The following is a 24,887-nucleotide window of genomic DNA, read 5'->3' as shown; positions in this document are numbered from 1 at the left end:
CAGTAAATGGGCGCAGTAAATGGGTGCAACATATGGGTGCCCCATCCTTTCGCGCACTTTGCGAAAGGGTGGGAAAGAAGGAAATATCCAGCTCAACTGATTAAGAACCGTCATTCTGAAGAAACGATGAGTTCGAAGAAGGCATTCCGCAGCGAAAGGCTGGCATCAAAACGAGAACGCGAGGATCGAGCATGAATGGAAACCTTCCAGAAATCATCACGCTGAAAGCAGAATCTTCGACCCATTCCGGATACGACAATCATCCAATTGCCAGGATCAATGACCATGTCGTCCGCATTGCCACGATGACAGAACCCTATCACTGGCATTCTCATCCAAACTCCGACGAGACGTTTCTAGTGATCGAAGGGCGACTGTCCATCGAATTTGAAAGCGGATCGCTCGAGCTTGATCCCGGCCAATTGCTTACCATCCCTCGCGGCGTCCGCCATCGCACCCGCCCGGTTGGAGAGAGATCCGTAAACCTCACCTTCGAGTTGGCACACTCTGAAACTGTCGCAGCCTGAGAGCGAATTGATTGCAGATCAAATGTCTTCAGGATTCCGCAGACCCGGAAATTTCTGTCAAGCCCCTCACCACAAAATAGTTGCGAAGTAACACATTCTAAAAGCCAAATAATCAAGCTAATTTGGCAGAGAATTATAGGCAGATTCAGTAAAATAGAAATAGGAGAAAAAGCCTGCCATCTCGGCAGGCTTTTTTGTTTTTGCAGCACAAGCACCTATCGAAGAAAATTGCCGTCATCCTGAGCGAAGCGTAGCGGAGTCGAATGGACCCGCACCGCAGGTGCGAAGCCTTGCGCAGCAAGGCCCGTAACACAGAGCGCATCAACATTCATCTCTAATGAAAGCCGTTGTTATTACCACGTAGAAGGTAGAAGCACCGAGCTTACCTTGCTTAAGCGCACGAAATGGGTGCCCCATCCTTCGCGCACTTTGCGAAAGGGTGGGAACGAAGAATATATATCCGCTTAACCTGATCTGGAAAGAAAACACGAACAGAATCAAACACATAGCCATAACCCGAAACAATTCATATACTTACATCGAACTCAAAACAAACCCATTATTTTCAGTAATATAGAGAACCCCTCCCCCAAAGGGGGATAAGGAGAACCATGGTCCCGGAATGCCAGCACATTCTCTCGAACGGAAACAAGTGCCAAGCCATCGCCCTGCGAAGCAGGCCGCACTGCCAGCACCACGCCCCCGGACATAAGCGCCATGCTCCGCGCCCACATCGCGTCCGTCCCACCCTGCTCCTCGGTGCCCTTCCCGATATCACCACCCGCCAGGAGCTGCAGTACGTCCTCTCGCAAACCATCTACGCCCTCGCCGACGACACCATCAGCGTCTACCGCGCCCAAACGCTCCTCACCTTGCTCCAGATCATGTCCAATACTCTGTAAACCCACTCTGATTTGCGTCCCGCTCGGACAAGGCGCAGACTAACTCCATGAAGCGCATCCGCTACACCAAGTACGAAGGCGGCCTGGCCGGCGAGATGAGCATGGAAGACCTGCTCAACGCCCTATCCGACTACCTGCTCGACTCCGGCTTCCAGAATCCCTGGATGGAATTCAATGATCTCGATCACACCATGGATGCGCTGCGCGACGCCCTGAAGAGGGCGCTCGAATCCGGTGAGCTATTTGACCAGCAGATGCAGGACCAGATTGATGAAATGTCCGCCGAGGGCGAGTTGGACGAGCTGATCGAGCAGCTCATCCAGCGCATGGAGCAGGAAAACTACATTTCCATGGAGCAGCCGCGCGATCCCTCGCAGTCTTCGTCATCTTCGGGACAAGTCGGAGAAAACGAAAGCCAGGTGCGTTTCGAGGTTACAGATAAAAGTCTCGATTTCCTTGGCTATAAAACTTTGCGCGATCTTCTCGGTTCGCTCGGCAAGTCGAACTACGGACGTCACGATACCCGCCACATGGCTACCGGCATTGAAGCCAGCGGCGCCTCGCGGCAGTATGAATTCGGCGACACCCTGAACCTCGATACTGTGGCCACGCTCACTTCCGCCATCGCCCGCGAAGGTATCTCGCTACCCCTCAACATGGAGTACAGCGACCTGCAAGTCCATCAGTGCGAATACCAAAGCTCCTGCGCCACCGTCGTCATGCTCGACTGCTCGCACTCCATGATTCTTTACGGCGAAGACCGCTTCACCCCGGCAAAGCGGGTGGCCATGGCGCTCTCGCACCTCATCCGCACCCAATATCCCGGCGATTCGCTCTCGCTCGTGCTCTTCCACGACTCAGCCGAAGAGATGCCAGTCTCACAACTGGCGCGAGTTAAAGTCGGCCCGTACTACACCAACACCCGCGAAGGACTACGCGTAGCCCAGCGAGTGTTGGACCGCCAGAAGAAGGACATGAAGCAGATCGTGATGATCACCGACGGCAAGCCCTCGGCCCTCACCTTGCCCGACGGACGCATCTACAAGAACGCCTTCGGCCTCGACCCGCTCGTCGTCAGCGAAACGCTCGAAGAGGTCTCGCACTGCAAGCGCAAAGGCATCATGATCAACACCTTCATGCTCGCCTCCGACTTCGGCCTGGTGCAGTTCGTGCAGCGCATCACGCAGATGTGCCGCGGCAAAGCCTACTTCACCACGCCGCAAAACCTCGGCGAATACCTGCTCATGGACTACATGCAGCGCAAGATGAAGACGATCCACTGAGGCCGATATAAAAGAGCGACGTCATTCTGCCTCTGAGTATTTCGTGAGGCATAGCCATCCAGAAGCTTCGCGCAGAAAACGCTAAGACTCTTTGTCAGCCTGACGGCTCACAATAGGGCACTAATTCATCGAATGCCCCAGCCGCTGCTGCAAGTTTCCCGCCAGCTCTGCCACCGTCTTCAGCTTCGCCAGCAACTCCGGCGAGATCGAAGGCTCCGTCAAAGCAAGCTGCGAATGAAGAATCAGGCCAGTCACCGTGTCACGCAGCTCGCTCTCGACAGCGACAGCGGCCGCGCGCATGGCCAGCGCCTGCTCCTGCTCGCGCCGTGCCAGCACAGCGCGGATCTCACGCACCAGCCGGGTAGTACCGGAGATGGCAAAATTGATCTGCATCGGAACCGCCAGTCCGGCATGCTTCCAGAGAAGTTCCGCACCTTCCGGATCAGATTCGGCAATGGCATCGTCGACAACGACGAGCGTATATTCGTGACGCCGAAGCCGTGCAAGTCCCTCTCTGCGGCTTGCTACAATCTCCACCGAAAAGCCCAGTTGGCTGGCCAGCACCGCGGCGCAGTTATCCGCACCAAGAATCGAAGTAATCATCAGCATGCTCTGCATGGAAATCCCCTTATGTAATTTGCTCAAGCTTCGCTCAGCCCATATTCCTTAAGCTTGCGGTACATCGTTGTCTTGCCAATACCGAGCAGCTTCGCCGCCGCAAGCTTATCTCCCTGCAGCTGCTTTAGGGCTCCAAGAATCGCCTGCCGCTCGAGTTCCGCCAATGGCAGCGTGCGTGAGGTTGATGAGGATGCGAGCCAGATCTTCTTCTGAGAGACGAATGCGGCCGTAAGCCGGCAGGCATTCCATCTCAAGTGCGATGTTTTGGCCAGCGAGCGCACTCAGAGGACCTTTCATGCGCTCTACGGCGAGCGGGAGATCGTCGATCTCCGTGCCCTGCGGAAGAGACTTATCGGGTCCGCTCAGCATGGTCAACTTCTGGACCAATCCTGAACTGCTGGCCACAATAGTCCTCAGGTCGCTTGCGAAATGACGGTAACCGTCGGACAAGACCCCGGGTTCAGCCAGCAAATCAGAATAAATCTGCAATGCGGCTACAACGTTGCGGGCATCGTGGGCAATTGCTGCAAACGGTTCCTGGATTTCCAACGCAGTCTGCGTATCTGGCAGTGGAACGGGCTGAAGAGCTTTATGGTTCTGGTGGTTTCGGGCTGGAACGGGCATAATCGAGCTCACCTTCATGCAACAAATTGTTGCGCCTATCTCTCTCTAATACACGTCGCGTTCCAAATCGGAAGAATTCAGTAAATCGCTTAAAATAAACAAGTTGCAGAGAAATCGGCTTGGTACGGTGCTATAAACATCCGTCCGAGATTTTCCCAAAACAGAACATCTCAGCCTTGAGTTCGCATAACTATTGAATTTAAGAGTGTTACGCCGTGGCCTATTTTGGGACGGTCATATCGACGTCCCAAAATAGAATTTCCAGTCGAGGGGGCGCCGCGTTCCGAAGACGAAAAGAAATTGCCACGTCTCCACTTGCTTACAATGGAGCGATGCCCGACCTATCGAAAACCTTCTATCGTTCCGCCGAGCGAGCAGCCGATGCTTTGCGCTCGCTCCGTCTCATTCCTCACTATGTCGCCGTCGCTGAGGGGTCCGTCTTGATTGAACTGGGCAACACCCGTGTTTTGTGTAATGCCACGATCGAACAGGGTGTTCCGTCGTGGTTGCGCAATAGCGGGCGCGGCTGGGTCACTGCAGAATACGGCATGCTGCCCCGGGCTACACTCACACGGACTGCTCGCGAATCGGAAAGAGGAAAGGTCGGAGGCCGCACCCATGAGATCCAGCGGCTGATTGGCCGATCACTGCGCGCGGTTGTGGACATGAAAGCCTTGGGTGAGCGCACCATCATTCTTGATTGCGATGTGCTGCAGGCAGATGGAGGGACGCGGACAGCTGCCATTACCGGCGCGTGCGCTGCTTTAGGGATTGCTCTCAACCGCATGGTCGCTACGGGAGCCTTGCCTCGCTCACCCTTGCAGCAGTTGGTTGCCGCCACCAGCGTTGGCATTGTGGAAGAAACAGTATTGCTCGATCTTGCCTATGAAGAAGACTCACAGGCCGAAGTCGATATGAACGTCGTTATGACTGAAGATGGCGGCCTCGTCGAAGTGCAGGCAACGGCGGAGCGCACTCCTTTTGCACGCAGTCGCATGCTGGAGATGATGGACTATGCGGCCCGAGGCATTGAGCAATTGTTAGCTGCGCAGAAGGTCCTGTTGCGGGACGCGGTATAGTCTGGCCTCGAAAGAACCGGCTTAATCTGCATACAGCCAAGAACAGCGGCCTTGCCTCACGCGGCAATCAATCGCAGGATATGATCGACCGCGTGAGCCGCCTCATTTCGTTTGCCGGCATAGCAGCTGGCGCCTGCGATGGCGCGCCCAAAAACATCGACTAGCTCAGGAGACTCTGACAGGGCGTGTGGCGTGTTGCCCAAGAGTGCAAGCAAGCCAATACTCTGGGGAATCTCCGTAATGCTCCACTCAGACGTTGAGCCGTAAGTGACTGACAGGACCCAACCCACCGGCGCCGGAACAAAGCCCACAGGGGCGTTGCACTCTCCCGCCAGCATCGGCGACTGATCCGGACGGCCATTGCGCACGAGTAAGGGTCGTGGATACGGATGCACCAGCCCTTCTGCATCAATCAGTGCGTATTCGTCGGAAAAATAGGTCGCACCACGCCGCAGCAGTTCCGCCACCAAAGAAGATTTCCCGGCATGCGTGATGCCAGGAAGCAGTAATACACGATCACCCCACTGGACCACGCCTGCATGCACTGCCCGCATTGTGGTCAGACGCTGCAGCACAGCCTCATCCAGCGCACGTATGACATCAGGTACGAGAAGTAATGGATCCACAGCGGTTGCCACGGCCATATCATTTACACGCAACTCGAACTGGTCTTCCGCAACGCCTACGTGGATCAATAGATCGGCCAGTTCCACAGACCTTTCGTGTTTCGGTAGAGATGGAAAAACATAGCGCTTCAGGATCGCATACACCTCAGGCTGCGTCGCTTCGACCTGAATATCGCAGGCGAAGGCGCGAACCCGGAAGCCATAAGCACAAGGCATATGTATGAATTCCCTCGTCTTTCTTTGGGGGTTATGGTTGATGCAAATGCTGGCGCACAAATCCGCGGCAGCCGCAACAACGCGACTTATTTTTCGGGGGCAAAAAAAGTAAAAAATCATCCTCAGCGCTTACTGGCAGACACACGCCGAGTTACGCGGTGCGAGATATCGCTTGACTTGCCCTTATCTCACAACCCGAGCAAGCCCAAAAGCCATTGGATCGGATTATCGTGATGATCTTTTGGCGGAAGTGGCTTTGTTGGACCAGAACGTGCCCGCGCAGCATAGGCCTTCTGTTCTGAAATAGGCAAAGACACAACCAGGGGCAGAGCAATGGCGCCAAGCGAAGCAATAAATTGGCGGCGGTTGGCCTGTTGTCCTGCGGTTTTTACCAGATTCTTTTCCTGCAATTGCAGGATCGCATCTTCGACCAGCTCTTCCGTAATTGCCGGATCCAGAGACTGCCGCATCTTTTCCGTTACGCCAGATAAGGTCGTTGGCTCACTGCATGCGTCCCAGGCTGCACCTGCAGTCGCATTCAGAGCAACAACCACCTCATTCGCATGATCGAAAATGACCCGGGAACCATCAGGCAAACTGTTTACTGCCAAGGCATCAGAGTTAATACGTTCTACTTGCATGTTGACCTCTTCTTCAGAAGTTCAGCGGTAGGGGTCATCCGCAGTTGTTTGTGTGCGAAGTGTACATGAGTGCACCGCGCTTGCAGCACGCCTCTTGGTAATCTCCGATGACTTTCTGGTAATCCGTCCGTTAGTACTTTTTAGCTGCTCAGTGTTGCAATTTGCTGCAACCTCCCAGCTGGGTAGCTGCAGTAAAATTGCCGCGTAGCCCATGAAACGCGACCATTGCAAAGCGTGCGCCTGTGTGAACTCCGCGATAGCATCTTGGCGGAATGGATGACTCCTTGTCTCGATGACAATAATTTGTTGCGCGCTTCAGCGCGTTATCCACACATCACCTCCGCATTTCAGCTTCGCAGCCTCGCAGAAAATATCGCCGACTGGGATTCTGTCATCGCTCTGGCAGAGGAACATCGCATACTGCCGATGCTCTTCTCACAGCTTGGCAGCCTTGGCGCCGCACTCCCGGACAGCGTGCAGCAACGCCTGCAGTCCGAATATCAGCGCAACATCTTTCATAGCCTGGCAAATGCGGCGGAGCTGATCGCTGTACTCCACACATTTGAGCGCGAAGAGATTCAGGCAATACCCTTCAAGGGGCCGGTGCTGGCGGCATCGGCTTATCACGATCTCTCGCTGCGCCCCGCCGGCGATCTGGATATCCTCATCCACCGCCGCGACCTGAAGCGCGCTGCTGCTCTGCTGCAGGAGCGAGGTTACGTACTGCAAACTCCCGTGCGCGATGACGGCGATCCAATTCTGTCGGACTACTACGAATACCATTTCGAACGCGAAGCGGATGGGATGATTCTCGAACTCCGCTGGCGACTTGAACTCACACAGCCGAGGTTTCGCCGTGATCTCGGCATGGATTGGATTTGGCCGCAGCGAAGAAGCACGATACTGGCTGGAGCCGAGGTTCCTGATATGAGCGCAGAAACCACATTGCTGGTGCTCTGCATGCACGGATGCAAGCACGTATGGTCGCGGCTCATCTGGATCTGCGATGTTGCTCAACTTATCAGCTCATCTCCAGAGCTCGATTGGCAGGAAACCATCCGTGAAGCGAAGCAGCAGGGGCTATGGCGTGCTCTGGCATTGGGAGTGTTGCTGGCACAGCGAGTTGCCGGAGTCACAGTTCCTACATTCGCCCTACAGCTGTTTGAATCAGATCAAACTGCGTGCGCGCTGGCAGAGCATATGGAGAAAAACCTGTTTGATGCCGCGGGCAGTACGCCGCCCGGCAGAACCCCCTATAACCTCCAATTGCTCGACTTTCATGACCGCTTACTTTTTTTCCTGTCGCTTGATTTTCTGCGGCCAAGCGAAAAAGATTATGCATCCGTCGCGCTGCCGAAACTGCTTTATCCCCTCTACTACCTGATACGCCCTTTGCGTATTTTCTTTGACCGTTCAGCCAGGTAGTTGCAGGCCCGAATTTCGCGACATCCCAGACCTCATGCCCGGCCTTCATGGTCCTGGGTTAAAATCATCCGTGAGACTCTTTAGGAAATTCCCGAAACTCAAAAGATCAAAAAAAAAGCAGGAGAATTTACGATGTCTATCAAATTGACGCCCGGCAAGCTGGCCGGCCTCAAATCAGTTTCCAATGAACGCGGAGTAATTGCCGCAGCTGCCATGGATCAGCGCGGCTCGCTGAAGAAGTCGCTTGCGAAGGAAAAGGGCGTTGCCGAGATGCCGGACTCCGCTCTCGAAGAGTTCAAGGTTCTTGTCACCGAAGTGCTGACCAAGCACGCCTCCGCCATCCTGCTCGATCCTGAGTTCGGTCTGCCAGCTTCGAAGAAGCGTAATGGCAAGGGCCTGCTGCTTGCCTATGAAAAAACCGGCTACGATGCAGCTCTGCCTGGCCGTCTGCCCGATCTACTCGACGTATGGTCGGTACGCCGTCTGAAGGAAGCGGGCGCGGATTGCATTAAGATCCTGCTCTACTACACCCCATTCGAAAAGTCCTCGATCAACGACCACAAACATGCATGGGTTGAGCGCATCGGTGATGAGTGCGTCGCGCACGACATTCCCTTCTTCCTTGAAACCGTGGGCTACGACGTGCATGGCGAGGACGAAAAGGGTATCGGTTACGCGAAGCGCAAGCCCGAGATCGTGACTGGCTCGATGGAAGAGTTTGGCAAGTCCCGCTACGGCGTGGATGTACTGAAGGTCGAAGTGCCGATCCAGATGGAGTTCGTTGCCGGAACCAAGGCGTTCAAGGGCGAGCAGGCCTACACCCGTGCCGAAGCCCTGGACCACTTCCGCATCGCTGCTTCTTCCACGCACAAGCCGTTCATCTATCTCTCGGCCGGCGTTTCCAATCCCGTCTTCATTGAGACGCTGGAACTGGCTGCCGAAAGCGGCACCAGCTTCAACGGCGTACTCTGCGGCCGCGCCACCTGGAAGGACGGCATCGCCGTTTACGCCAAACAGGGCGCAAAGGCATTTGAAGACTGGCTCAACACCGAAGGCGTGAAGAACATTGAGAACGTCAACACTGCTCTCAAGGCAGCACACTCCTGGTACGACAAGGTCGACGTGAAGGCTGAAGCCCTGGTCTAGAAACAAATCAAAAGAAAAACGCCGCGATTTCAGATCGCGGCGTTTTCTTTTGTACGAAACTGATTATCGCGATGTCTTGAGCACCAGCACAGTAGCGATCGGATCCGGAGCCTGCGTTGGAAGCTGCACATCCAAACTGCTGCCGGATTGTTTCAGCTTCAACGGCTTGTGGCCCGCATCCGCCAGCAGATATGCACCCGTTACCTGACGCGGCCGCTTATCCAGATGGAAGGAGCCGTTGCCCGGCCAGTTGAAGATTTCAATGTAAATCTTGTCCGAAGCCGTAGTCGAACGCCAGTTCCACGCCGGAATGAACTTCGGCTTGCCGTCCTTCTCTTTCTCCGTTGGGCTGAAGCTCCCAGCCTCGGCGCCAAAAAGCGTCGGCTTGGTGTTGTAGATGGCCTCACCATTTACAGACAGCCATTTACCCACGGCATGCAGGCGGTCGATTTCGGGAGCCGGAACAATGCCGTGCGAATCCGGACCAATATTGAGCAGATAGTTGCCGCCCTTGCTGGCGATATCGATCAGGTTGCGCACCAGTGTCTCGGTCGACTTGAAATTTGTGTCGTAGGACTTAAATCCCCACGTGTCGTTCATCGTCATGCAGGATTCCCAGTCGCGGCCGGGATAGCCCTGCGCCGGAATGAATTGCTCCGGAGTTTCCGTATCGCCCTTATAGGTCCCGCCAAGCCGGTTATTCCAGATCAGGTTTGGATGCTGATTCAGCAGCTTGACGATCTCCGCCGCGCGGGCAGGCGTCATGTCTTTCGTAGGCGTATCGAACCAGATCACGACTGGAAAGTCGCCGTAGTTGGAAAGCAGTTCCTTGAGCTGGGGAATAGCTTTGGTTTGCAGATAGGTGTCAAAGCTGCCGTCCTGCGCCTTGTCCCAGTGATAGGTCGGCGGCTGATGGTCGCCGGTCTTGAGGGCGGCGCCACCCGGAGCGGTCCAGTCCTGATCCTGCGAATAGTAGAAGCCGAGCTTGATTCCCTGCTTCTTACACTCTGCGGCCAACTCGCGCAGAGGATCGCGCTTGAAGGGCGTGGCGGCAACAATATTAAATGGGTCTGCCTTCGAGTCGAACATCGCGAAGCCATCGTGATGCTTGGCCGTGATCACGATGTACTTCATTCCGGCAGACTTGGCCAAAGCCACGATATCGTGCGCGTTGAAGCCCGTAGGATTGAACTTCGGAGCGAGAGCCTTGTAATCGGCAACCGGAATCGACGCTGTATTCATAATCCATTCGCCAATGCCGGGAATCTGCTTGCCATTCCAGGTTCCTGCTGGAATCGAGTAGAGTCCCCAGTGAATAAACATGCCGAATCGTGCTTCGCGCCACCATTCCATGCGCGCGTCCCGCTGGGCTGGCGTTTCTGTATCTTGAATAGCGGGAACCGGATGATTCACAGGTTGTGCATCCGGCTTACTACCCTTCAGCTGCGCATAGCTCAAAAAAGTCACTGCCACTACAGCAACCGCAGTGATGGTACGACGAAATAAGTTCACAGCATTCCCCCAGGGTGAAATATTGACTGGGGAATTGTATGTGAAAAATTATTATCGTGGGCGAAATATGTTTTAGACATGCGACATTCCAGATCGTCATGCCGCTCGCAGTCACTTCTCCTAGATTGGAAACTTACTCCGTGACAGGACGTTTCGGTGCTTCCAGTCCCAATTCAGCCATGGCAATCTGCAGGTCCTTCCACGTTTCTTTTTTCTGGCGGGGATCACGCAATAAATAAGCCGGATGATACGTGACAATAAGCTTCGAGCCGCGTGCCTCATGCATGCGCCCGCGTAACGCGCTCAACGGAGCCTTGCCACCCAGTAGATAGGTCGCAGCTGTGGCGCCGAGTGCGACAATAATCTCCGGACGAATGACGTCTATCTGCCGAAAGAGAAATTGCGCGCACGTGTTCGCTTCTTCCGGCTCCGGTGTCCTGTTTTGTGGAGGCCGACACTTCACGATATTCGCGATATAAACCTCTTCGCGCTTCAGACCCATCGCCGAAATCATATTGTTCAACAGCTGACCTGCACGGCCCACAAACGGACGGCCCTGCATATCTTCATCCGCGCCCGGGCCTTCGCCCACAAACATCAGGCGCGTATTCGGATCGCCCTCGCCAAAGACGATCGTATTTCGGCCTGCAAAACCCAGCGGGCAGCGGGTGCATTCGCCAATATCTTCACGAATGACATGGAGCGCAGACTCACGCTCCTCTGGAGCGACGAGGGCAGAGACAGGAAACAGATCTGAAATGGGAACTGCGGGCAGCTTTTTCGGCATATTTTCTTCTGCAACCGCAACGGTTACATGCGTGGATTCGATGGCTTCAGATAAAGATTCTGCCAGAAGAGATTCGCCCCGGCGATAAAAATCAAGGATGCCGAGGTCGCGGAAATAGCGCACGCGCGCGGCAAGCACTCGCTGCTGCTCAGAGTTCACAGAAGGCATCGATTATCTTTCGGCAAGCACCTTTTGCGGGCGGCGCAGTGTCATCACCTCTCCCAGGATTCGGTCGGCCAACTCACGCTTGCTCATCTCGGGAAGATCGATAGACGTCTGTCGCGTCAGAAAAGTCACCGCGTTGCGGTCGGAATCGAAACCTACACCCTCGCGCGAAACGTCGTTCAGCACGATTGCATCTGCTCCCTTGCGCAGCAACTTATCGCGACCGTGCACGATTGCGTTCTCCGTCTCGGCGGCAAAGCCGATCACTAGCATGCCATCGCGGCGACGCTTCACTACTTCGGCGAGAATATCTTCAGTAGGCTGCAACTCGATTGTCAGCGGGCCGGTGCGCTTCAATTTCTGTTCTGCTGGCATCACCGGTTTATAATCCGCCACAGCCGCCGCTTTAATTACAATCGTCGCTTCATCGAGACGATTCAGGACAGCAGTACGCATCTGTTCGGTCGTAATTACCGGAACCATTTCGCAATTCGCAGGCGCGCGCAACGCCGTGGGAGCGGAAACCAGAATCACCTTCGCTCCGCGTTTCGCCGCAGCGTCCGCCAGCGCATAACCCATCTTCCCGCTGGAGCGGTTTCCAAGAAATCTCACGGGATCAATCGCTTCGCGCGTTCCGCCAGCCGTAATCAGAACCGTTTCTCCCGCCAGATCATTGCGGTGGTTTAAGATATCGAGCACCGCCTGTACGATGGCGTCATTCTCAGCCAGCCGTCCGCTGCCGATCATGCCGCAGGCAAGATATCCGCTATCCGGCGAAACTATGCGCACACCGCGCTCTTCGAGTACAGCGAGGCTCGCGCGCGTCGCCGGATGATTCCACATATTCACGTTCATGGCTGGAGCGACGATGACAGGGGCTGTCGTCGCCAGATACATCGTCGTCAGAAAATCGTCGGCAATCCCCTGCGCAAACTTCGCCAGCACATTCGCCGTCGCCGGAGCCACGACGAGCGCATCCGTAGTCTGCGCAGCATCGATATGCTCGATCGCAGAATCTAGATTGCTCTCGTCGGAATCGCCTGCCCACAGGCTGGTGATTACCTTGTGCCCGGTAAGTGAAGCAAACGTCAGCGGCTGAACAAACTGCTGCGCCGCTTCTGTCATAACGACATGCACATCGAGCGCCTGCCGCTGCAGCGCGCGGACGAGTTCGGCTGCTTTGTAGGCAGCAACGCCACCAGAGACTCCGACCGTGACCTTCATACTTAAATTTTACGCCGGATTCATAATTGATAGCGGATAAGAAAATTTCAGAGCGACTGAGGAAATCCCGTACGAAATCGCATCCAATGGAGTGGAAAACATGAAGGTTGGTGTCATCTCAGACACACACGGTCTGCTCCGCCCCGAAGCTGTCTCAGGCCTGCGCGGTGTGAAGCACATCCTGCATGCGGGCGACGTCGGCAACCCGGCAATCCTCGGCCAACTCCGTGAGATCGCCCCGCTGACAGCCATCCGAGGCAACATTGACAGCGGCGGCGTGTGTGCGCGGCTCCCCGCCGTCGAACTGATCGAGTTAAACGGCGTCAGCATCTACATGCTGCACGATGTTCATGAGCTCGATCTCGAGCCTGTCGCCGTCGGCATCCAGGTTGTCATCAGCGGCCATTCGCATAAGCCGCTCATCGCATGGAAAAAAGGCGTGCTTTATTTCAATCCCGGAAGCGCAGGACCGAGAAGATTCTCCCTGCCGGTTTCCATCGGATTTCTGGAAATCAGCAATGATGAAGTTCAGCCTCAACTCATGACAATTGGCTAATTCCGAATCCGCGGATTCACCACCATATACAGCACATCCGTAATCAAATTCACCAGCACATACGTCAGTCCAACCGCCAGGATGCATCCCTGGACCAGGGCGTAATCGCGATTGGAAATGGCGGAAACAGTGAGCCGCCCGATTCCTGGCCAGCTGAAGATCGTTTCAGTCACAATCGCACCAGCCAGCAGCGCGCCAAATTGCAGTCCGATAAGCGTCAGAACCGGAATCATGGCATTGCGCAGCGCATGCTTGTAGACGACAGTGCGCTCCGGCAATCCTTTCGCACGAGCCGTGCGAATGTAATCCTGCCCAAGCTCTTCGAGCATCGCCGTCCGTACCATGCGGGTCAGGATCGCTGCCAGAGCGCTGCCCATCGTAATGGCTGGCAGCACCAGATGGTCCCATCCTCCTGCGCCGCTCACCGGCAGCCAGCCAAGCTTGATCGCTACCAGCAGAATCAGAATTGGCCCAAGCGCAAAGCCCGGAAACGACAGGCCCAGCAGACTAACGACGCCGACCGCATTGTCACGCCATCGCCCGCGATGCAGCGCCGCAAAGATTCCTGCCGGAATCGACAACAGTAAAGCGACAACCAGCGCCGCAGCCGTCAGCTCGATCGTGTACGGATAACGCGTCAAAACCAGGTGCGTTACTGTATCGTTCAGCCGAACCGAGCGCCCCAAATCTCCGTGCAGCGCTCCCCGCCAGTAGCGAACATACTGCTCCCATAGCGGAATATCTAACCCATAAGCATGCCGCAGCGCCGCAATATCCTGTACGCGAGCGCCCTCCCCGAGCATCTGCTCCACCGGATCGCCCGGCACAAGATGAATCAACAGGAAAACCAGCGACACCACCAGCCAGATGACCGGAATCGTATACACCAATCGCAGCACTAGCGATCGCAGAGCCTGCATCAGGAGGCTTTCTCCGGCTGAAGCGATAACGGCTGCAGATTCTGCACCACAACCTTGCTGATGCGGTTTCCAATCATCTCGGCAACCGTAAGCTTGCGGCCTTCAAACTCCACCGACTCGCCGCCTTTTGGAATTTTTCCCAGGCGCGCCAGAAGGAAGCCGGCCAGTGTTTCTACGCCGCCATCGCGGGGCAGGTGCCAGTTCATCTGCGTCTCCAGATCACGCAGGTTCACGCTGCCGTCGAGCACCACACTGCCACTGGCTGAGGTAAGCGCCGTCCTCGCCGCCACATCGAACTCATCCTCTACCTCGCCTACCAGCTGCTCGATCGCGTCCTCCACCGTCACCAGTCCAACGGTCGTGCCAAACTCATCCACCACTATGGCCAGGTGACGCCGGCGCTGCTGAAATTCCTGCAGCAGATCGAGCACAGGCTTCGTCTCCGGAACCACCAGAACTTCGCGCATCACCTGTCGCAAGCGAAGCTCCGTAAAGGGCGCATCGGCAAAGCGCGTGCGCGCCGAAGCGCGAAAGTGCATGAGCCGGGAAATATCCTTTGAATAAGCAACGCCGACAATATAATCCGGCCCGCGCGACGGATCATAAACTGGAATGCGCGAGTGCAGTTCTTCGACGATCCGTGCGCTGGCAGCTTCAATCAGCATGTCTGCCGGCAACGAAAAGATACGCTGCCGCGGCGTCATAATCTCTCGCGCAGTAATCTGGTTAGCCTCGACCGCACGATGAATGAGGGATTCCTGAAACTCCGGCAGCAACCCTCCACGCCGGGCTGCCGTTGCAATCAATTTCAGCTCCTCAGGCGAATGCACAGTGCCCTCATGCACCATCGGAGCCCGAAAAAGCTTCAAAACCAGCGATGCCGACCGGTTGAGCAGCCGAACCGCCGGACGCGTCACCCGGATAAACGCATCCATAGGGCCAGCGACGCCGAGCGCCACCTGGTCCACCTTACGCAGCGTCAGAGATTTCGGGACCAGTTCTCCCAGCAGCACATGAAAGTAGGTAATCAGCGCAAAAGCGACGAGAACAGCGATCAGGTGCGCGTAGACGTTGGCATGGGGAATATGGGACAGCCATTCCTCGAAAATCGCGGCGACGACGGGTTCGCCGATCCATCCCAGCGCCAGGCTGCACAGAGTCACGCCAAACTGTACAGCAGGCAGGAAATCATCCAGATTCTCCTGCAGCCGGCGAACCAGGCGCGCTCCGGGCCTGCGTTGCGCAATCAGTTGCTCTACGCGGGTCTCCCGGACGCTGACGATAGCGAACTCCGCCGCGACGAAGAAGCCGTTGGCGAGAATTAATACAGCAATCGAAACGAACCGGAAAAGCAACAATCCAGACATTTTCCCCTGAGTTTAACAGTTCGTATTACGGAACCAACGCTTCGCCCGTTTCGTATACCTATCCGGCAAGTGCCCAATTTGTAAACGGAAAGTCTAATCAGCGGGAGCGTGACCGGTGACAACTCAGCGTAAACGAAAGAAAAGATGGTGGCTCTGGGCGATCCCGGCAGTTGTGGTGGCACTCATAGCGGCAGTCGCGTTCGCACGCGGCAACGGCAGCAAAATCGAGCCCGGCAAACTCGCCAAGGCCACCCGCGGTGACATCGCCAAAAGCGTAGTTGCCACGGGGAAAATCCAGCCCATCACCAAAGTAGAGCTTAAATCCAAAGCCAGCGGCATTGTAGAAAAGCTGTATGTCGACATCAACCAGCATGTCCACAAAGGCGAGGTGCTGGCGCAGCTCGATCAGCAGGAAATTCTCGCCCAGGTTGCAGCGCAGAAGGCACAACTCGCCGCCGCCGAAGCTAATGTCGTCACCTACAAGGCGAATATCGATCAGGATAAGGTCAACGCAGCGGCTCCCGATCTGCCGATGTACAAGTCCACCTATGACCGCAACCGCGCCATGCAGAATGACGGCATCGTCTCGCAACAAACGCTTGACGATGCGCAGCGCAACTACGTCGCCGCAGAAAATAAGCGCGACTCATCGGTCGCTCAGATCAGCGTCGATCAGGCCAAGCTGAAGCAGGCCGCGGCCCAGGTACAGCAGGCACAGGCCAGCCTTGACCAGCTCAACGAACAGCTCAGCTACACCACGCTGGTCTCTCCCATGGACGGGGTCGTGCTCTCGCGCGACGTGGAAATGGGCGATGCGGTCAGCTCCATTCTCGTGCTCGGCTCGACAGCAACGCTGGTCATGACGCTTGGAGACACCACCCAGGTATACGTGCAGGGGAAAATGGATGAGGCGGATATAGGCAGCGTTTACCTGGGCCAGCCAGCACGCATCCGCGTCGAGTCTTTTCCAACCAAATCCTTCAACGGTAAAGTCACCAAAATTGCACCCCTCGGCGTGGAAAAAGACAACGTAACCACCTTTGAAGTCCGCGTTTCGATCGATAATCCGACTGGAGAGCTGAAAGCCAATATGACGGCCAATGCCGAGGTTTTGATTACCGAGCACAAGAACGCGCTCACGGTTCCGGAGCAGGCGCTGGTCTATGACAATCAGAAAAACGCCTTCGTCTTCGTTCCCGACCCCAAACAAAAAGACGGTCAGCGCAAGATTCCGGTCAAAGCGGGGATTTCCAACGGCAGCAAGACCGAAATTCTCGATGGATTAAAAGAGGGAGACACCGTCATACTTCAGCAGTAGAGTAGTTGTGCCGGTTGTTTACCCCTATATAACGCCTTCTGTTCCCGGCAAAAGGATCGAAAAGTATGCATCTCCATAAAGCACTTGCAGTCACGGCTCTGCTGCTCGCTCCCACAGTACTTCTTGCAGCAGACGGTACCTTCGACAAAACGCTTCACACCAGCGGCAACGTAACCCTCAGCGTCAATACCGGATCCGGCTACATCCATGTCACGCCGGGCTCTGATGGGAGCGTCCACATTATTGGCCATGTGCATGCTGCCAAGTGGAACAGCTGGGTCGATATGGGCTCGCCGGAAGAGCGGGTCAATCAGGTCGTTTCCAATCCGCCAATCGAGCAGAGTGGAAACATCATCGCCATCGGCAAGCATACCGAATATAAGAACATCGCAATCGACTACGACATCACTACGCCGAAAGGTACTGACCTGGCTGCGAATAGCGGTTCCGGGGATATTCATGTGGCTGATCTGGCTGGACCCGCCAAGCTCGACACCGGCTCCGGCTCCATCGATGCCTCCGGACTGAGCGGACGCACCACGCTCGAAACCGGCTCTGGCGATATTCGCGCCGAGTTGAAATCGCCTACCGGCGTCAAGGCACAGACCGGCAGCGGAACCATTCACCTCAAAGGCGTACAGGGCGATCTATATGCCGAGACCGGCTCGGGTGATATCGAGATTCAAGGGCAGCCCACGGCGAATTGGCGGCTTCAAACCGGCTCCGGCTCGGTCACGCTCACAACCGGCAGCGCACACTTCTCGCTCGATGCGCAGACCGGTTCGGGCGATGTTCACAGCGATCCGCCGATCAGCACTCACGGCAGCTTTGAGAAGCACCACATCACCGGCGACGTAAACGGTGGTGGCCCAACAGTGCGTATCGAAACCGGGTCAGGCGATATCCGGATTCACTAATCGAAGAAGGGACCGGGAACAGCGCGATGTTGCTCCCGGTCTGTTTCACGCCTTGAAAGCAGCCTTGGCGCCTTCCTGTATCTCGGCCTCCGTCGGTTTCTTGACGGATTGCCCGATCGACCACTGGTGCCCGAACGGATCGGTGAATTGCCCGTAAAGATCTCCCCAGAACTGCTCCATAAACGGCATGGTCGCAGTCGCGCCTGCGGCAATTGCGCGATCCCAGGTCTGCTGGCCATCTTCCACCTGCAAATGTAATATCACCGGCGATCCGCCAAGCCCCTGCGGTGTACGGCTTTTTCCGCCGTTGTACTCCGGAAAGTCGTCGGCAAACATCAATGCGCTGCCGCGAATATCAAGGTGGACGTGCATGTATCTTTTCCCGTCAGGAGCCATATGGCTCCTGATCTCTTTCGCGCCCAGGGCGTTTTTATAGAATTCGGTGGCCGCTTTGGCATCGCTGACCGTCAGATACGGTGTTAATCCCATAACTGAGTTTTCCATCTCACAAACTCCTGCAGCGGACTCCAGTCCGCCGAAGCAGTATACGCGTGGAAAACGGCACGAGATGAATTTTTTGCGCGCTTTCTGTCATGGGGCAGTACCCGTTTGGTAGTTGAGCGTCGCCAATGAAAGCCGATATTGGTAACGTGCATTCGTGTTGTCGATGGCGGCGTCGGTTTGCTGCAACTCGGCCTGGCTAAGCTCAACAATGGAACTCAATCCCAGCTTGTAGCGCGTCTGTGCCAGCCCCAGCGCGAGATTCGCCTGTTTCAGAAGATCTTGCGTGACAGCGACCCGCTGAAACGCCGCATTCGCCGCCAGCCATGAAGTGCGAATATCGCGAACGATATTGTTGCGCAGATCGCGGCCCTGCTCACCCGCTGCCTCGGCGCGAATGGCCGCCTCCTTTGTCTGCGCGCTGTAAAGAAATCCGTTGAACACCGGAATGTTTACATTGACTCCGATCGCGCCCCACCAGTTCGCTGTGTAGTATTGGTCCGCTCGAACAGGTACCGTGCCAGCAGTGCCCGCAGCGCTAATCGAAGGCAACATCTGATCGCGATCGGCATTTTTTTGTTTCAGCGCAGCCTGCTGGTTATAGTTGAGCGCCTGCAGATCAGGCCTTTGCTGCAGCCCAAGCTGTATCAGCTGGCTCACATCAGACGGTGGCGACTGAAGTGGAGCTGGATTATCCACCAGCTCGTATGTAACCTGACGGTCAAAACCGAGCACAGCATCGAGTGCCGCCATTGTAGAGTCGGCGTTGTTCTGCGCATCCAGCAATAGCAGCTTTGACTGCGAAAGATTGACGTCCGCAAAACTCAAATCAAGTGTCGACTTGAGTTTGTTCTTCGTCATTTCGTTGACCTGCGTCTGGGTCGTCTGGCGAGTGCTGACTGTCTGCTCCGCAACTTTGAGCATCGCCTGAGCCTGCAGGGCATTGTAAAAAGCCTGATCGGTAGCCAGAACGATATCTTCGGTGGTGGCCAGAGCGTTTGCATTCTGCGCCTGCTCCTGCAGCTTGGAAGACGCCACCAGATTCCGCGTCCGTCCAAAGTCCGTAATCAACTGGGTGAAGCTTCCCCCCGCTCCCGCATGGTTTATCAATCTGGATGCGGTAAGCGAGCCAGCCGATATTCGGCTTCCCTCTTCCGCCTCAACCGCTGTGACGCTTGCATTCGCGGTTGGCAACTCTGCCGCTCTCGTTTCACGCACTACCTGGTGCTGAGCCAGAGCCAGCAAACGGCCCACGCGGATGCGTGGATTATTCTTGATCGCCATCTCCTCTGTGTCTCTTCTCGTTAGTTGCTGATTCGCAGCCCCCGCATCTGGACTCGCCTGCTTTAGAACATCCGTCCCTGTAGCCGACCCCACATTCTGTGCAAGCAGAAGTGCGGGGGGAGCATCAGGAAGCGGCCGCGCCCCCGTAGCTGTCTGCGCAAATCCAGTGACAGCTCCCGTCGTCAGAACGAGGGCCAATGGAATCGAAAGCTTACAGTGCCAGATCACTGGCTCACCTCCTGTGCAAATACCGTTTCCCTTTCTTTTCTGCCATGGACAAGCAGGTACACAGCTGGCACAAGAAAGACCGTGACGATCACTGACACTGCCAGACCGCCGATAATGGCGCGGGCCAGAGGCGCATACTGCTCGCTTCCAGCCTCGATGCCAAGCGCCATAGGAATCATGCCGAGGAGAGTAGCCAGCGATGTCATCAGAATGGGCCTGAGACGAATCTTGCAGGATTGAACCACTGACTCCAGCAGCGTTTTACCCTGCTCATGCAGAACCGTTGCGAATTCCACGATCAGGATGCTGTTCGAGACAACAATACCGGTCATCATGATCACGCCCATCAGCGACATGATGTTGAGCGTGCTGCCTGTAACCAGCAGAGTGAGAACAACCCCGGCTAGTCCCGGCGGAATCGCCATGAGGATGATGAACGGATCGACAAAGGAGGTGAACTGCGCCATCAGAATGAGGTACACCAGCGCAATCGAGAGCATCAGTCCGATAGCAAAGCGAAGGAAAGATTCATTCATGCTTACAACCGACCCACGCACACGAATGCGAACGTTCTTTGGCGCCTGAATATTCTTGAGAACTCCGTCCACATCATGGCTCACACCCACCGGCGATTCCTTCGACGGCATAACGTAAACATCGATGACGCGGCGAATCTGGTAGTGATCGACTTCGGTCGGGGTATTGATTTCTTTGATATTCGCCACCGATTGCAGCGGCGTATAGTCCGTGCCATTCGGCGCGCGCAGCGGAATCGACTTGAAGTCTTCCATGCTCATGTTGGCGATCTTTTTCTCGCCATACTGCACAGTAAGCATGTAGTTATTGCCCGTCTTCGGATCGATCCAGTAACTGGGGGCGATCATGCCATTCGAAGTCATCGCCGTGATGACGTTGTCCACTACTTCCTTCGGAGAAAGCCCGATGAGGCTGGCTCGTTCGCGATCGATATTCAGTTCGAGTCCCGGATATCTGAGATCCTGCGGAATAAGCACATCGCTGACGCTTTTCAACGGCTTGATCTTCCTTGCGATCTGGCGCGCAATTTCGAACGACTGTTCGAGATCATTTCCGCTGATCTGAATATCGAGCGGCGCAGGCAGCCCCTGATTAATCACCGAATCTACAAGACCTCCAGATTGAAAGTACGTCGTCAGCTCCGGCATGTCGGCTGCGAGCTTGTGGCGCACTTGTTCCATGTAGGCATAACTTCCTATTTTGTGATCATCCTTGAGGCTTACTTGAACAAACGCCGTGTCCATTGCCGAATTTGTGGTGTAGATGGCAGAAAGATCGGGCGTAATGCCTATGTTGGAAACGATCATCTGCAGTTCGTCGGAAGGAATTACGCTGCGAATTTCGTTCTCCACTTGCGCAATGTACTGGTTGCTCAATTCAATGCGCGTTCCGCTCGGGCACTTGATATTGACGACAAACTGGCCGGGATCTGTTCGCGGAAAATAAGACCTGCCCAGGAACGGAAAGAGACCAGCCAGGATGGCCGCGACTCCGCCCAGAATGATAAGCGCCGTTCGTCCTGGCCGCCGCATGGCACGCATCACCAGAACTTCGTAATAATCCAGCATGCGGCGAAATCCATGATTGAATTTCCGCTCGAAACGTTGGAAAAATCCTCGCTTCTCCTCTTCTTCCAGGTGCCCATGGGAAAAGTGAATAAACTGCGAGCAGTACAGCGGTACGACTGTCATCGCGAATATGTAAGAGGCGAAGATCGAAAGCACCACACCTAGCGCGAGATCGGTAAAGAGATACTTGCTCACCCCCGCAAAGAACGTCACCGGAAAAAAGACAATCGATGTAGTTGATGTGGCAGCAAGCACAGCAAGTGAAACCTCCATGCCGCCTTTTTCCGCCGCTTCGCGCGGAGCCACACCCATTTCCATGTAACGGAAGATATTCTCGAGGACAACCACCGAATCATCGATCAGCCGTGAGAAGGCCAGCGCCAGGCCGCCCAACAACATCGTGTTGATCGATCCGCCTTTCGCCTTCATCAAAAGCAGGCAGACCAGCGCCGAGAGCGGAATTGAAAGCAGCACGGCAAATGTCGCGCGAGGGCTCCCCAGAAAGACAAGAATCATCACGCCCGTCAGCACAAGACCGATGGTGGCTTCTTTAATCAGATTCTTGACTGCGGATTTCACAAAGAGCGACTGGTCGAAGACAACCGCCGTCTTCAGCGAAGCTGGGATGTCCACCAGATTCTTGATCGCGGCTTTCATCCCATTCACAATCGTGATGGTGTTGCTGTCGCCACCTTGCTTCAGCACCGGAATATAGACCGAACGCTGACCATCGATGCGAACGATGTTCGTCTGCATCGTGCCCGAGTCTTCCGCGTGGCCAATATCGCGGACCATCACCGACGCATTGCCGACCGATTTCAGCGGCAGATCGTTGATCTCATCCGGCGTAGGCACTTGGCTGTTCGCGTAGATGTTGTAATCCTTCGGCCCAATGCGCACATCGCCAGCAGGCAGAATCAGGTTCGATTCATTCACACCATGCACTACATCCATCAGGCTCATGTTGTGAGCTTCCAGCTTTACCGGATCGACATACACCATGATCTGGCGATAGCGGCCTCCAAATGGCTGAGGGACTGACGCCCCGGCAACATTCGCAATCTGGTTGCGCACCTGAAACTGCGCGAGATCTTTCAGGCTTGTTTCGTTCAGCCCTTGGCCTTTCAAGGTGACGAGACATACAGGCTGGCTCGACGCGTCCATGCCGAGCACCACCGGCGGCAAAGTTCCCGGAGGCAGTCGCCGCAGATCGGCCATGGCAAGGTTCGCTATATTGCTGAGAGCCGCATTCCGATCCGTGCCCGGTTTGAAATAGATCTTGATAAGGCTGACGCCGGTGAGTGAGCGAGACTCGATATGATCGATGTTGCTCCCCAGTGTAAAGAAGCGTTCAAATGTATCGGTTATGTCCGCTTCAATCTGCTGCGGCGGCATGCCCGAATAGAACGTCGCCACCACTACGACAGGAATATCGATTTCCGGAAAAAGATCGACCGGCATGCCCACAATGCTGGTAACGCCTACGACGGCGATCACAAGGCATATCATGATGATGAAATAGGGATATTTGAGAGCAAATTTAGGCATTATTGTCCGCCTTCCGATTGCTCTTGATCGACATCGAATGTAGGCAACGCCTGAAGTTTTGGCGCAACTGTTTCGCCGGGCTGATACTTTGACTGGCCGCCGGTGATGACGCGATCACCTTCCGCAAGCCCGTTCTTTACCTCTACCAGTGTCGATCCCTGCAAGCCCAGCACAACCTTCCGCTGCTGCACATGATTCTGCTGATCGACGATCAACACCGAATCATGACTGCCATTGTGAATCACTGCCTGCCCCGGAATTGTGAGCACATTGTCTTTGCGCTCCAGTTCCAATGTGGCGTTGGCATACATGCCGGGAGTCAGAGAAAGATCTTTGTTCTCAACATCGATCTCCGTCTCCATCGTTCGCGTAGCTGCGCTGATGTCGCGCGTGAAGCGTACTACCTTCCCCGCGATCGTCCGGTTCACCGCGTCGACATGGACGTTTACCTCAGAACCCTCATGGATGAACTCCACGGCGTCTTCCGGAACCGGCAGGCGTAAACGCAGCAATCCACTTTGCGAAAGCTTTACCACGGGAAGCGATTGCACATCAGAAGAGGTGCCTGCCTGAATCAATGCGCCCGTATCTGCATAGCGCCAGGTAACAACGCCGTCGAGCGGCGCTGTCACTCTTGTGTAATCGGCAAGCGCGCCGACGCGCTCATTATCTGCGCCCGCGACGTCGGACTCCTGCTTTGCAGCAGACAGCGCAGCTTTGGCCGCATCAACCTGAGCCCCCGATGCCAGATCCTTCGACTGCGCGTTGTCCAGCTCCTGTTCTGCGACGAGTCCCGGCTGCGCCGCGGAAGCCTGTTTCAACCGCAAATAATCGGCATGTACGGCAGCATGTTCCGCCTGGGCCCGCGAAACTTCATGCTGCTCGCGCGTAATCTCATCTTTACTATGTGCAACTTCTGCAACCGTGCCCTTTAGCTGCGCGCTCAGTTCCGGAACTTCGAGCACAGCCAGCACCTGTCCCTGATGAACCTTGTCACCGATATCCACATAGATATGCCGGATATAGCCCGATACCTTGGCATGGACATCAATCACCTGGTAGGGCTGAAACTGTCCCGCCAGATTCAACGTGTGAGTAATGGCTCCGCGCGTCACCACTGCTACCATTGCGGATGGCGCCACAGCAGCGTTGGCATTGGCATCAGAACTCCTCGCGCTGGAACTGCATCCGGCAAGGACTGAAATAGCAGGCAGCGACAACACTGCTGCGAGAGTCAAGCAAGCTCGTCTTCCCATAAATTTTGAATGCGCCTATTCTTGCGTTGGCCGGCACATGTAGCTACGCCACGACATTTTGATTGCAAATGCACGCAGAACTGAAGCCGGCTGAGTTCAGTTTGTTAAGTGGAGATAGGGATCAGGCAATAACAGGAGGGGGACGGAAAAAGAAAGCGTCCAGGCAGGCGAGAAGCCGCGGGCGGAACGAAGTGCGCAGATCGCGCACGCTTCCAGAGGGTTTCAGTGCATACCGAAGATTCAGAGCCAGTGAGATGAGAAGAAAAATACTGGATAAGATCAGCTCCATTTTCTTCATTATCGTTTTCGAAGCGTCCAGCAACGGGCTTTCCGTCTTACTCACCTGCTCTTCTTTGGAAAGAAGTTTGGCTTCCGGCATCTGGTGCGAAATGGCTTGTGGCGGGTCATAAAGAGAAAGTTTGTACTGTAGCCCCCACGTGAACACAGAAATAGCTAATCCCAGCAGCACGAAGGCAAGCTGAGGAAGAAAGCCCTCTTTTGTTCTAAACCAACCCATATGAATCACTTAGAATCACGCAACAGAAACTCCCAGCGTGAAAAGCGCAACCGCAGACAGGCTGCTGCTATCTATTTGATAGCATAACCGCCGAAA

24 protein-coding genes are annotated in these 24,887 nt (G+C 55.4%); 9 read left to right on the top strand and 15 right to left on the bottom strand.

Annotation, left to right across the window (positions count from 1 at the left end; genetic code table 11):
* Nucleotides 1-191: 191 nt before the first annotated feature.
* The 3 genes from GSQ86_RS17705 (at nucleotide 192) to GSQ86_RS17695 (ending at nucleotide 2,712) form a co-directional block, all read left to right on the top strand.
* Entirely contained in the window at nucleotides 192-527 is a 336-nt protein-coding gene (locus GSQ86_RS17705; protein WP_158751246.1) for a cupin domain-containing protein, read from the top strand.
* Nucleotides 528-1,138: 611 nt separating this feature from the next.
* Complete coding sequence (locus GSQ86_RS17700) at nucleotides 1,139-1,429, top strand: hypothetical protein (protein ID WP_158751245.1); 291 nt, start codon at nucleotides 1,139-1,141, stop codon at nucleotides 1,427-1,429.
* 47 nt (nucleotides 1,430-1,476) lie between these two features.
* Complete coding sequence (locus tag GSQ86_RS17695) at nucleotides 1,477-2,712, top strand: VWA domain-containing protein (protein WP_158751243.1); 1,236 nt, start codon at nucleotides 1,477-1,479, stop codon at nucleotides 2,710-2,712.
* Between the two features lie 120 nt (nucleotides 2,713-2,832).
* Here GSQ86_RS17695 and GSQ86_RS17690 read toward each other — a convergent pair whose 3' ends face one another.
* The 3 genes from GSQ86_RS17690 to GSQ86_RS17680 are packed head-to-tail and all read right to left on the bottom strand — an operon-like array spanning nucleotide 2,833 to nucleotide 3,954.
* Nucleotides 2,833-3,357 (bottom strand): hypothetical protein, encoded by a 525-nt coding sequence (locus GSQ86_RS17690; RefSeq protein ID WP_216841191.1) that lies wholly within the window; start codon nucleotides 3,355-3,357, stop codon nucleotides 2,833-2,835.
* Nucleotides 3,354-3,494 (bottom strand): helix-turn-helix domain-containing protein, encoded by a 141-nt coding sequence (locus GSQ86_RS17685; protein WP_254062465.1) that lies wholly within the window; start codon nucleotides 3,492-3,494, stop codon nucleotides 3,354-3,356. The genes GSQ86_RS17690 and GSQ86_RS17685 overlap by 4 nt, the downstream gene beginning before the upstream one ends.
* Nucleotides 3,436-3,954 carry a hypothetical protein gene (locus GSQ86_RS17680; RefSeq protein WP_158751239.1) on the bottom strand — a complete coding sequence of 173 codons (519 nt, stop codon included), beginning with the start codon at nucleotides 3,952-3,954 and terminating at the stop codon, nucleotides 3,436-3,438. The genes GSQ86_RS17685 and GSQ86_RS17680 overlap by 59 nt, the downstream gene beginning before the upstream one ends.
* A gap of 332 nt (nucleotides 3,955-4,286) precedes the next feature.
* Between GSQ86_RS17680 and rph the strand changes: the two genes are divergently transcribed.
* Nucleotides 4,287-5,033 carry a ribonuclease PH gene (gene rph / locus GSQ86_RS17675; RefSeq protein ID WP_158751238.1) on the top strand — a complete coding sequence of 249 codons (747 nt, stop codon included), beginning with the start codon at nucleotides 4,287-4,289 and terminating at the stop codon, nucleotides 5,031-5,033.
* Between the two features lie 56 nt (nucleotides 5,034-5,089).
* On the opposite strand, the gene GSQ86_RS17670 is transcribed toward rph, so the two are convergent.
* Together GSQ86_RS17670 and GSQ86_RS17665 are read right to left on the bottom strand one after the other, a co-directional pair.
* Complete coding sequence (locus GSQ86_RS17670) at nucleotides 5,090-5,875, bottom strand: hypothetical protein (protein ID WP_158751236.1); 786 nt, start codon at nucleotides 5,873-5,875, stop codon at nucleotides 5,090-5,092.
* A gap of 188 nt (nucleotides 5,876-6,063) precedes the next feature.
* A complete protein-coding gene (locus tag GSQ86_RS17665; RefSeq protein WP_158751235.1) occupies nucleotides 6,064-6,516 on the bottom strand; it encodes a PqqD family protein in 453 nt (150 codons plus the stop codon).
* A gap of 276 nt (nucleotides 6,517-6,792) precedes the next feature.
* Between GSQ86_RS17665 and GSQ86_RS17660 the strand changes: the two genes are divergently transcribed.
* On the top strand, nucleotides 6,793-7,941 hold the full coding sequence (locus GSQ86_RS17660) for a nucleotidyltransferase family protein (RefSeq protein ID WP_158751234.1): 1,149 nt from the start codon (nucleotides 6,793-6,795) through the stop codon (nucleotides 7,939-7,941).
* Nucleotides 7,942-8,079: 138 nt separating this feature from the next.
* Nucleotides 8,080-9,087 carry a tagatose 1,6-diphosphate aldolase gene (locus tag GSQ86_RS17655; protein WP_371720679.1) on the top strand — a complete coding sequence of 336 codons (1,008 nt, stop codon included), beginning with the start codon at nucleotides 8,080-8,082 and terminating at the stop codon, nucleotides 9,085-9,087.
* 63 nt (nucleotides 9,088-9,150) lie between these two features.
* On the opposite strand, the gene GSQ86_RS17650 is transcribed toward GSQ86_RS17655, so the two are convergent.
* The 3 genes from GSQ86_RS17650 to coaBC all read right to left on the bottom strand — a co-directional run bounded on the left by GSQ86_RS17650 (nucleotide 9,151) and on the right by coaBC (nucleotide 12,775).
* Nucleotides 9,151-10,599, bottom strand: a complete 1,449-nt coding sequence (locus GSQ86_RS17650) for an alpha-L-fucosidase (RefSeq protein WP_158751232.1) — start codon at nucleotides 10,597-10,599, stop codon at nucleotides 9,151-9,153.
* 133 nt (nucleotides 10,600-10,732) lie between these two features.
* Nucleotides 10,733-11,554, bottom strand: a complete 822-nt coding sequence (locus tag GSQ86_RS17645; RefSeq protein WP_158751231.1) for a uracil-DNA glycosylase family protein — start codon at nucleotides 11,552-11,554, stop codon at nucleotides 10,733-10,735.
* Nucleotides 11,555-11,557: 3 nt separating this feature from the next.
* Nucleotides 11,558-12,775: a bifunctional phosphopantothenoylcysteine decarboxylase/phosphopantothenate--cysteine ligase CoaBC gene (gene coaBC, locus GSQ86_RS17640; RefSeq protein WP_158751230.1), complete on the bottom strand. Its 1,218-nt coding sequence runs from the start codon at nucleotides 12,773-12,775 to the stop codon at nucleotides 11,558-11,560.
* Nucleotides 12,776-12,875: 100 nt separating this feature from the next.
* On the opposite strand from coaBC, the gene GSQ86_RS17635 reads away from it, so the two are divergent.
* Nucleotides 12,876-13,331: a metallophosphoesterase family protein gene (locus GSQ86_RS17635; protein ID WP_158751229.1), complete on the top strand. Its 456-nt coding sequence runs from the start codon at nucleotides 12,876-12,878 to the stop codon at nucleotides 13,329-13,331.
* Here GSQ86_RS17635 and nikB read toward each other — a convergent pair.
* The gene (gene nikB / locus GSQ86_RS17630) at nucleotides 13,328-14,251 is read right to left on the bottom strand and encodes a nickel ABC transporter permease (RefSeq protein WP_158751228.1); all 924 of its coding nucleotides are present in this window, start codon (nucleotides 14,249-14,251) and stop codon (nucleotides 13,328-13,330) included. The genes GSQ86_RS17635 and nikB overlap by 4 nt on opposite strands.
* Nucleotides 14,251-15,618 (bottom strand): hemolysin family protein, encoded by a 1,368-nt coding sequence (locus tag GSQ86_RS17625; RefSeq protein ID WP_158751227.1) that lies wholly within the window; start codon nucleotides 15,616-15,618, stop codon nucleotides 14,251-14,253. The genes nikB and GSQ86_RS17625 overlap by 1 nt, the downstream gene beginning before the upstream one ends.
* A 115-nt stretch (nucleotides 15,619-15,733) precedes the next feature.
* Here GSQ86_RS17625 and GSQ86_RS17620 point away from each other — a divergent pair, with 115 nt between their 5' ends.
* Nucleotides 15,734-16,936: an efflux RND transporter periplasmic adaptor subunit gene (locus tag GSQ86_RS17620; RefSeq protein WP_158751226.1), complete on the top strand. Its 1,203-nt coding sequence runs from the start codon at nucleotides 15,734-15,736 to the stop codon at nucleotides 16,934-16,936.
* A 65-nt stretch (nucleotides 16,937-17,001) separates the two neighbouring features.
* Nucleotides 17,002-17,853: a DUF4097 family beta strand repeat-containing protein gene (locus GSQ86_RS17615; protein WP_158751225.1), complete on the top strand. Its 852-nt coding sequence runs from the start codon at nucleotides 17,002-17,004 to the stop codon at nucleotides 17,851-17,853.
* Nucleotides 17,854-17,898: 45 nt separating this feature from the next.
* Here the strand turns inward: GSQ86_RS17615 and GSQ86_RS17610 are convergent, their stop codons facing one another.
* From GSQ86_RS17610 to GSQ86_RS17590, 5 genes are all read right to left on the bottom strand, one after another.
* Complete coding sequence (locus GSQ86_RS17610; protein WP_216841190.1) at nucleotides 17,899-18,342, bottom strand: glyoxalase/bleomycin resistance/extradiol dioxygenase family protein; 444 nt, start codon at nucleotides 18,340-18,342, stop codon at nucleotides 17,899-17,901.
* A 102-nt stretch (nucleotides 18,343-18,444) separates the two neighbouring features.
* Nucleotides 18,445-19,866 carry a TolC family protein gene (locus tag GSQ86_RS17605; RefSeq protein ID WP_254062464.1) on the bottom strand — a complete coding sequence of 474 codons (1,422 nt, stop codon included), beginning with the start codon at nucleotides 19,864-19,866 and terminating at the stop codon, nucleotides 18,445-18,447.
* A complete protein-coding gene (locus tag GSQ86_RS17600) occupies nucleotides 19,863-23,018 on the bottom strand; it encodes an efflux RND transporter permease subunit (RefSeq protein ID WP_158751223.1) in 3,156 nt (1,051 codons plus the stop codon). Before GSQ86_RS17600 ends, GSQ86_RS17605 begins: the two co-directional genes overlap by 4 nt.
* Nucleotides 23,018-24,256: an efflux RND transporter periplasmic adaptor subunit gene (locus GSQ86_RS17595; RefSeq protein WP_254062463.1), complete on the bottom strand. Its 1,239-nt coding sequence runs from the start codon at nucleotides 24,254-24,256 to the stop codon at nucleotides 23,018-23,020. Before GSQ86_RS17595 ends, GSQ86_RS17600 begins: the two co-directional genes overlap by 1 nt.
* 139 nt (nucleotides 24,257-24,395) lie before the next feature.
* Complete coding sequence (locus tag GSQ86_RS17590; RefSeq protein ID WP_158751222.1) at nucleotides 24,396-24,800, bottom strand: hypothetical protein; 405 nt, start codon at nucleotides 24,798-24,800, stop codon at nucleotides 24,396-24,398.
* Nucleotides 24,801-24,887 lie beyond the last annotated feature (87 nt).

Origin of the sequence: Acidobacterium sp. S8 (assembly GCF_009765985.1) — a bacterium.
GTDB lineage: Bacteria > Acidobacteriota > Terriglobia > Terriglobales > Acidobacteriaceae > Alloacidobacterium.
The sequence above is the reverse complement of the archived record's forward strand: the minus strand, read 5'-3'. Positions and strand labels throughout refer to the sequence as shown.

Bases quoted from the DNA above. Each gene is read 5' to 3' on its own strand.
- GSQ86_RS17705 (WP_158751246.1), top strand. From the start codon at position 192: ATGAATGGAAACCTTCCAGAAATCATCACGCTGAAAGCAGAATCTTCG.
- GSQ86_RS17700 (WP_158751245.1), top strand. From the start codon at position 1,139: ATGGTCCCGGAATGCCAGCACATTCTCTCGAACGGAAACAAGTGCCAA.
- GSQ86_RS17695 (WP_158751243.1), top strand. From the start codon at position 1,477: ATGAAGCGCATCCGCTACACCAAGTACGAAGGCGGCCTGGCCGGCGAG.
- GSQ86_RS17680 (WP_158751239.1), bottom strand. From the start codon at position 3,954: ATGCCCGTTCCAGCCCGAAACCACCAGAACCATAAAGCTCTTCAGCCC.
- rph (WP_158751238.1), top strand. From the start codon at position 4,287: ATGCCCGACCTATCGAAAACCTTCTATCGTTCCGCCGAGCGAGCAGCC.
- GSQ86_RS17670 (WP_158751236.1), bottom strand. From the start codon at position 5,875: ATGCCTTGTGCTTATGGCTTCCGGGTTCGCGCCTTCGCCTGCGATATT.
- GSQ86_RS17665 (WP_158751235.1), bottom strand. From the start codon at position 6,516: ATGCAAGTAGAACGTATTAACTCTGATGCCTTGGCAGTAAACAGTTTG.
- GSQ86_RS17660 (WP_158751234.1), top strand. From the start codon at position 6,793: ATGACTCCTTGTCTCGATGACAATAATTTGTTGCGCGCTTCAGCGCGT.
- GSQ86_RS17645 (WP_158751231.1), bottom strand. From the start codon at position 11,554: ATGCCTTCTGTGAACTCTGAGCAGCAGCGAGTGCTTGCCGCGCGCGTG.
- coaBC (WP_158751230.1), bottom strand. From the start codon at position 12,775: ATGAAGGTCACGGTCGGAGTCTCTGGTGGCGTTGCTGCCTACAAAGCA.
- GSQ86_RS17635 (WP_158751229.1), top strand. From the start codon at position 12,876: ATGAAGGTTGGTGTCATCTCAGACACACACGGTCTGCTCCGCCCCGAA.
- nikB (WP_158751228.1), bottom strand. From the start codon at position 14,251: ATGCAGGCTCTGCGATCGCTAGTGCTGCGATTGGTGTATACGATTCCG.
- GSQ86_RS17625 (WP_158751227.1), bottom strand. From the start codon at position 15,618: ATGTCTGGATTGTTGCTTTTCCGGTTCGTTTCGATTGCTGTATTAATT.
- GSQ86_RS17615 (WP_158751225.1), top strand. From the start codon at position 17,002: ATGCATCTCCATAAAGCACTTGCAGTCACGGCTCTGCTGCTCGCTCCC.
- GSQ86_RS17610 (WP_216841190.1), bottom strand. From the start codon at position 18,342: ATGGGATTAACACCGTATCTGACGGTCAGCGATGCCAAAGCGGCCACC.
- GSQ86_RS17600 (WP_158751223.1), bottom strand. From the start codon at position 23,018: ATGCCTAAATTTGCTCTCAAATATCCCTATTTCATCATCATGATATGC.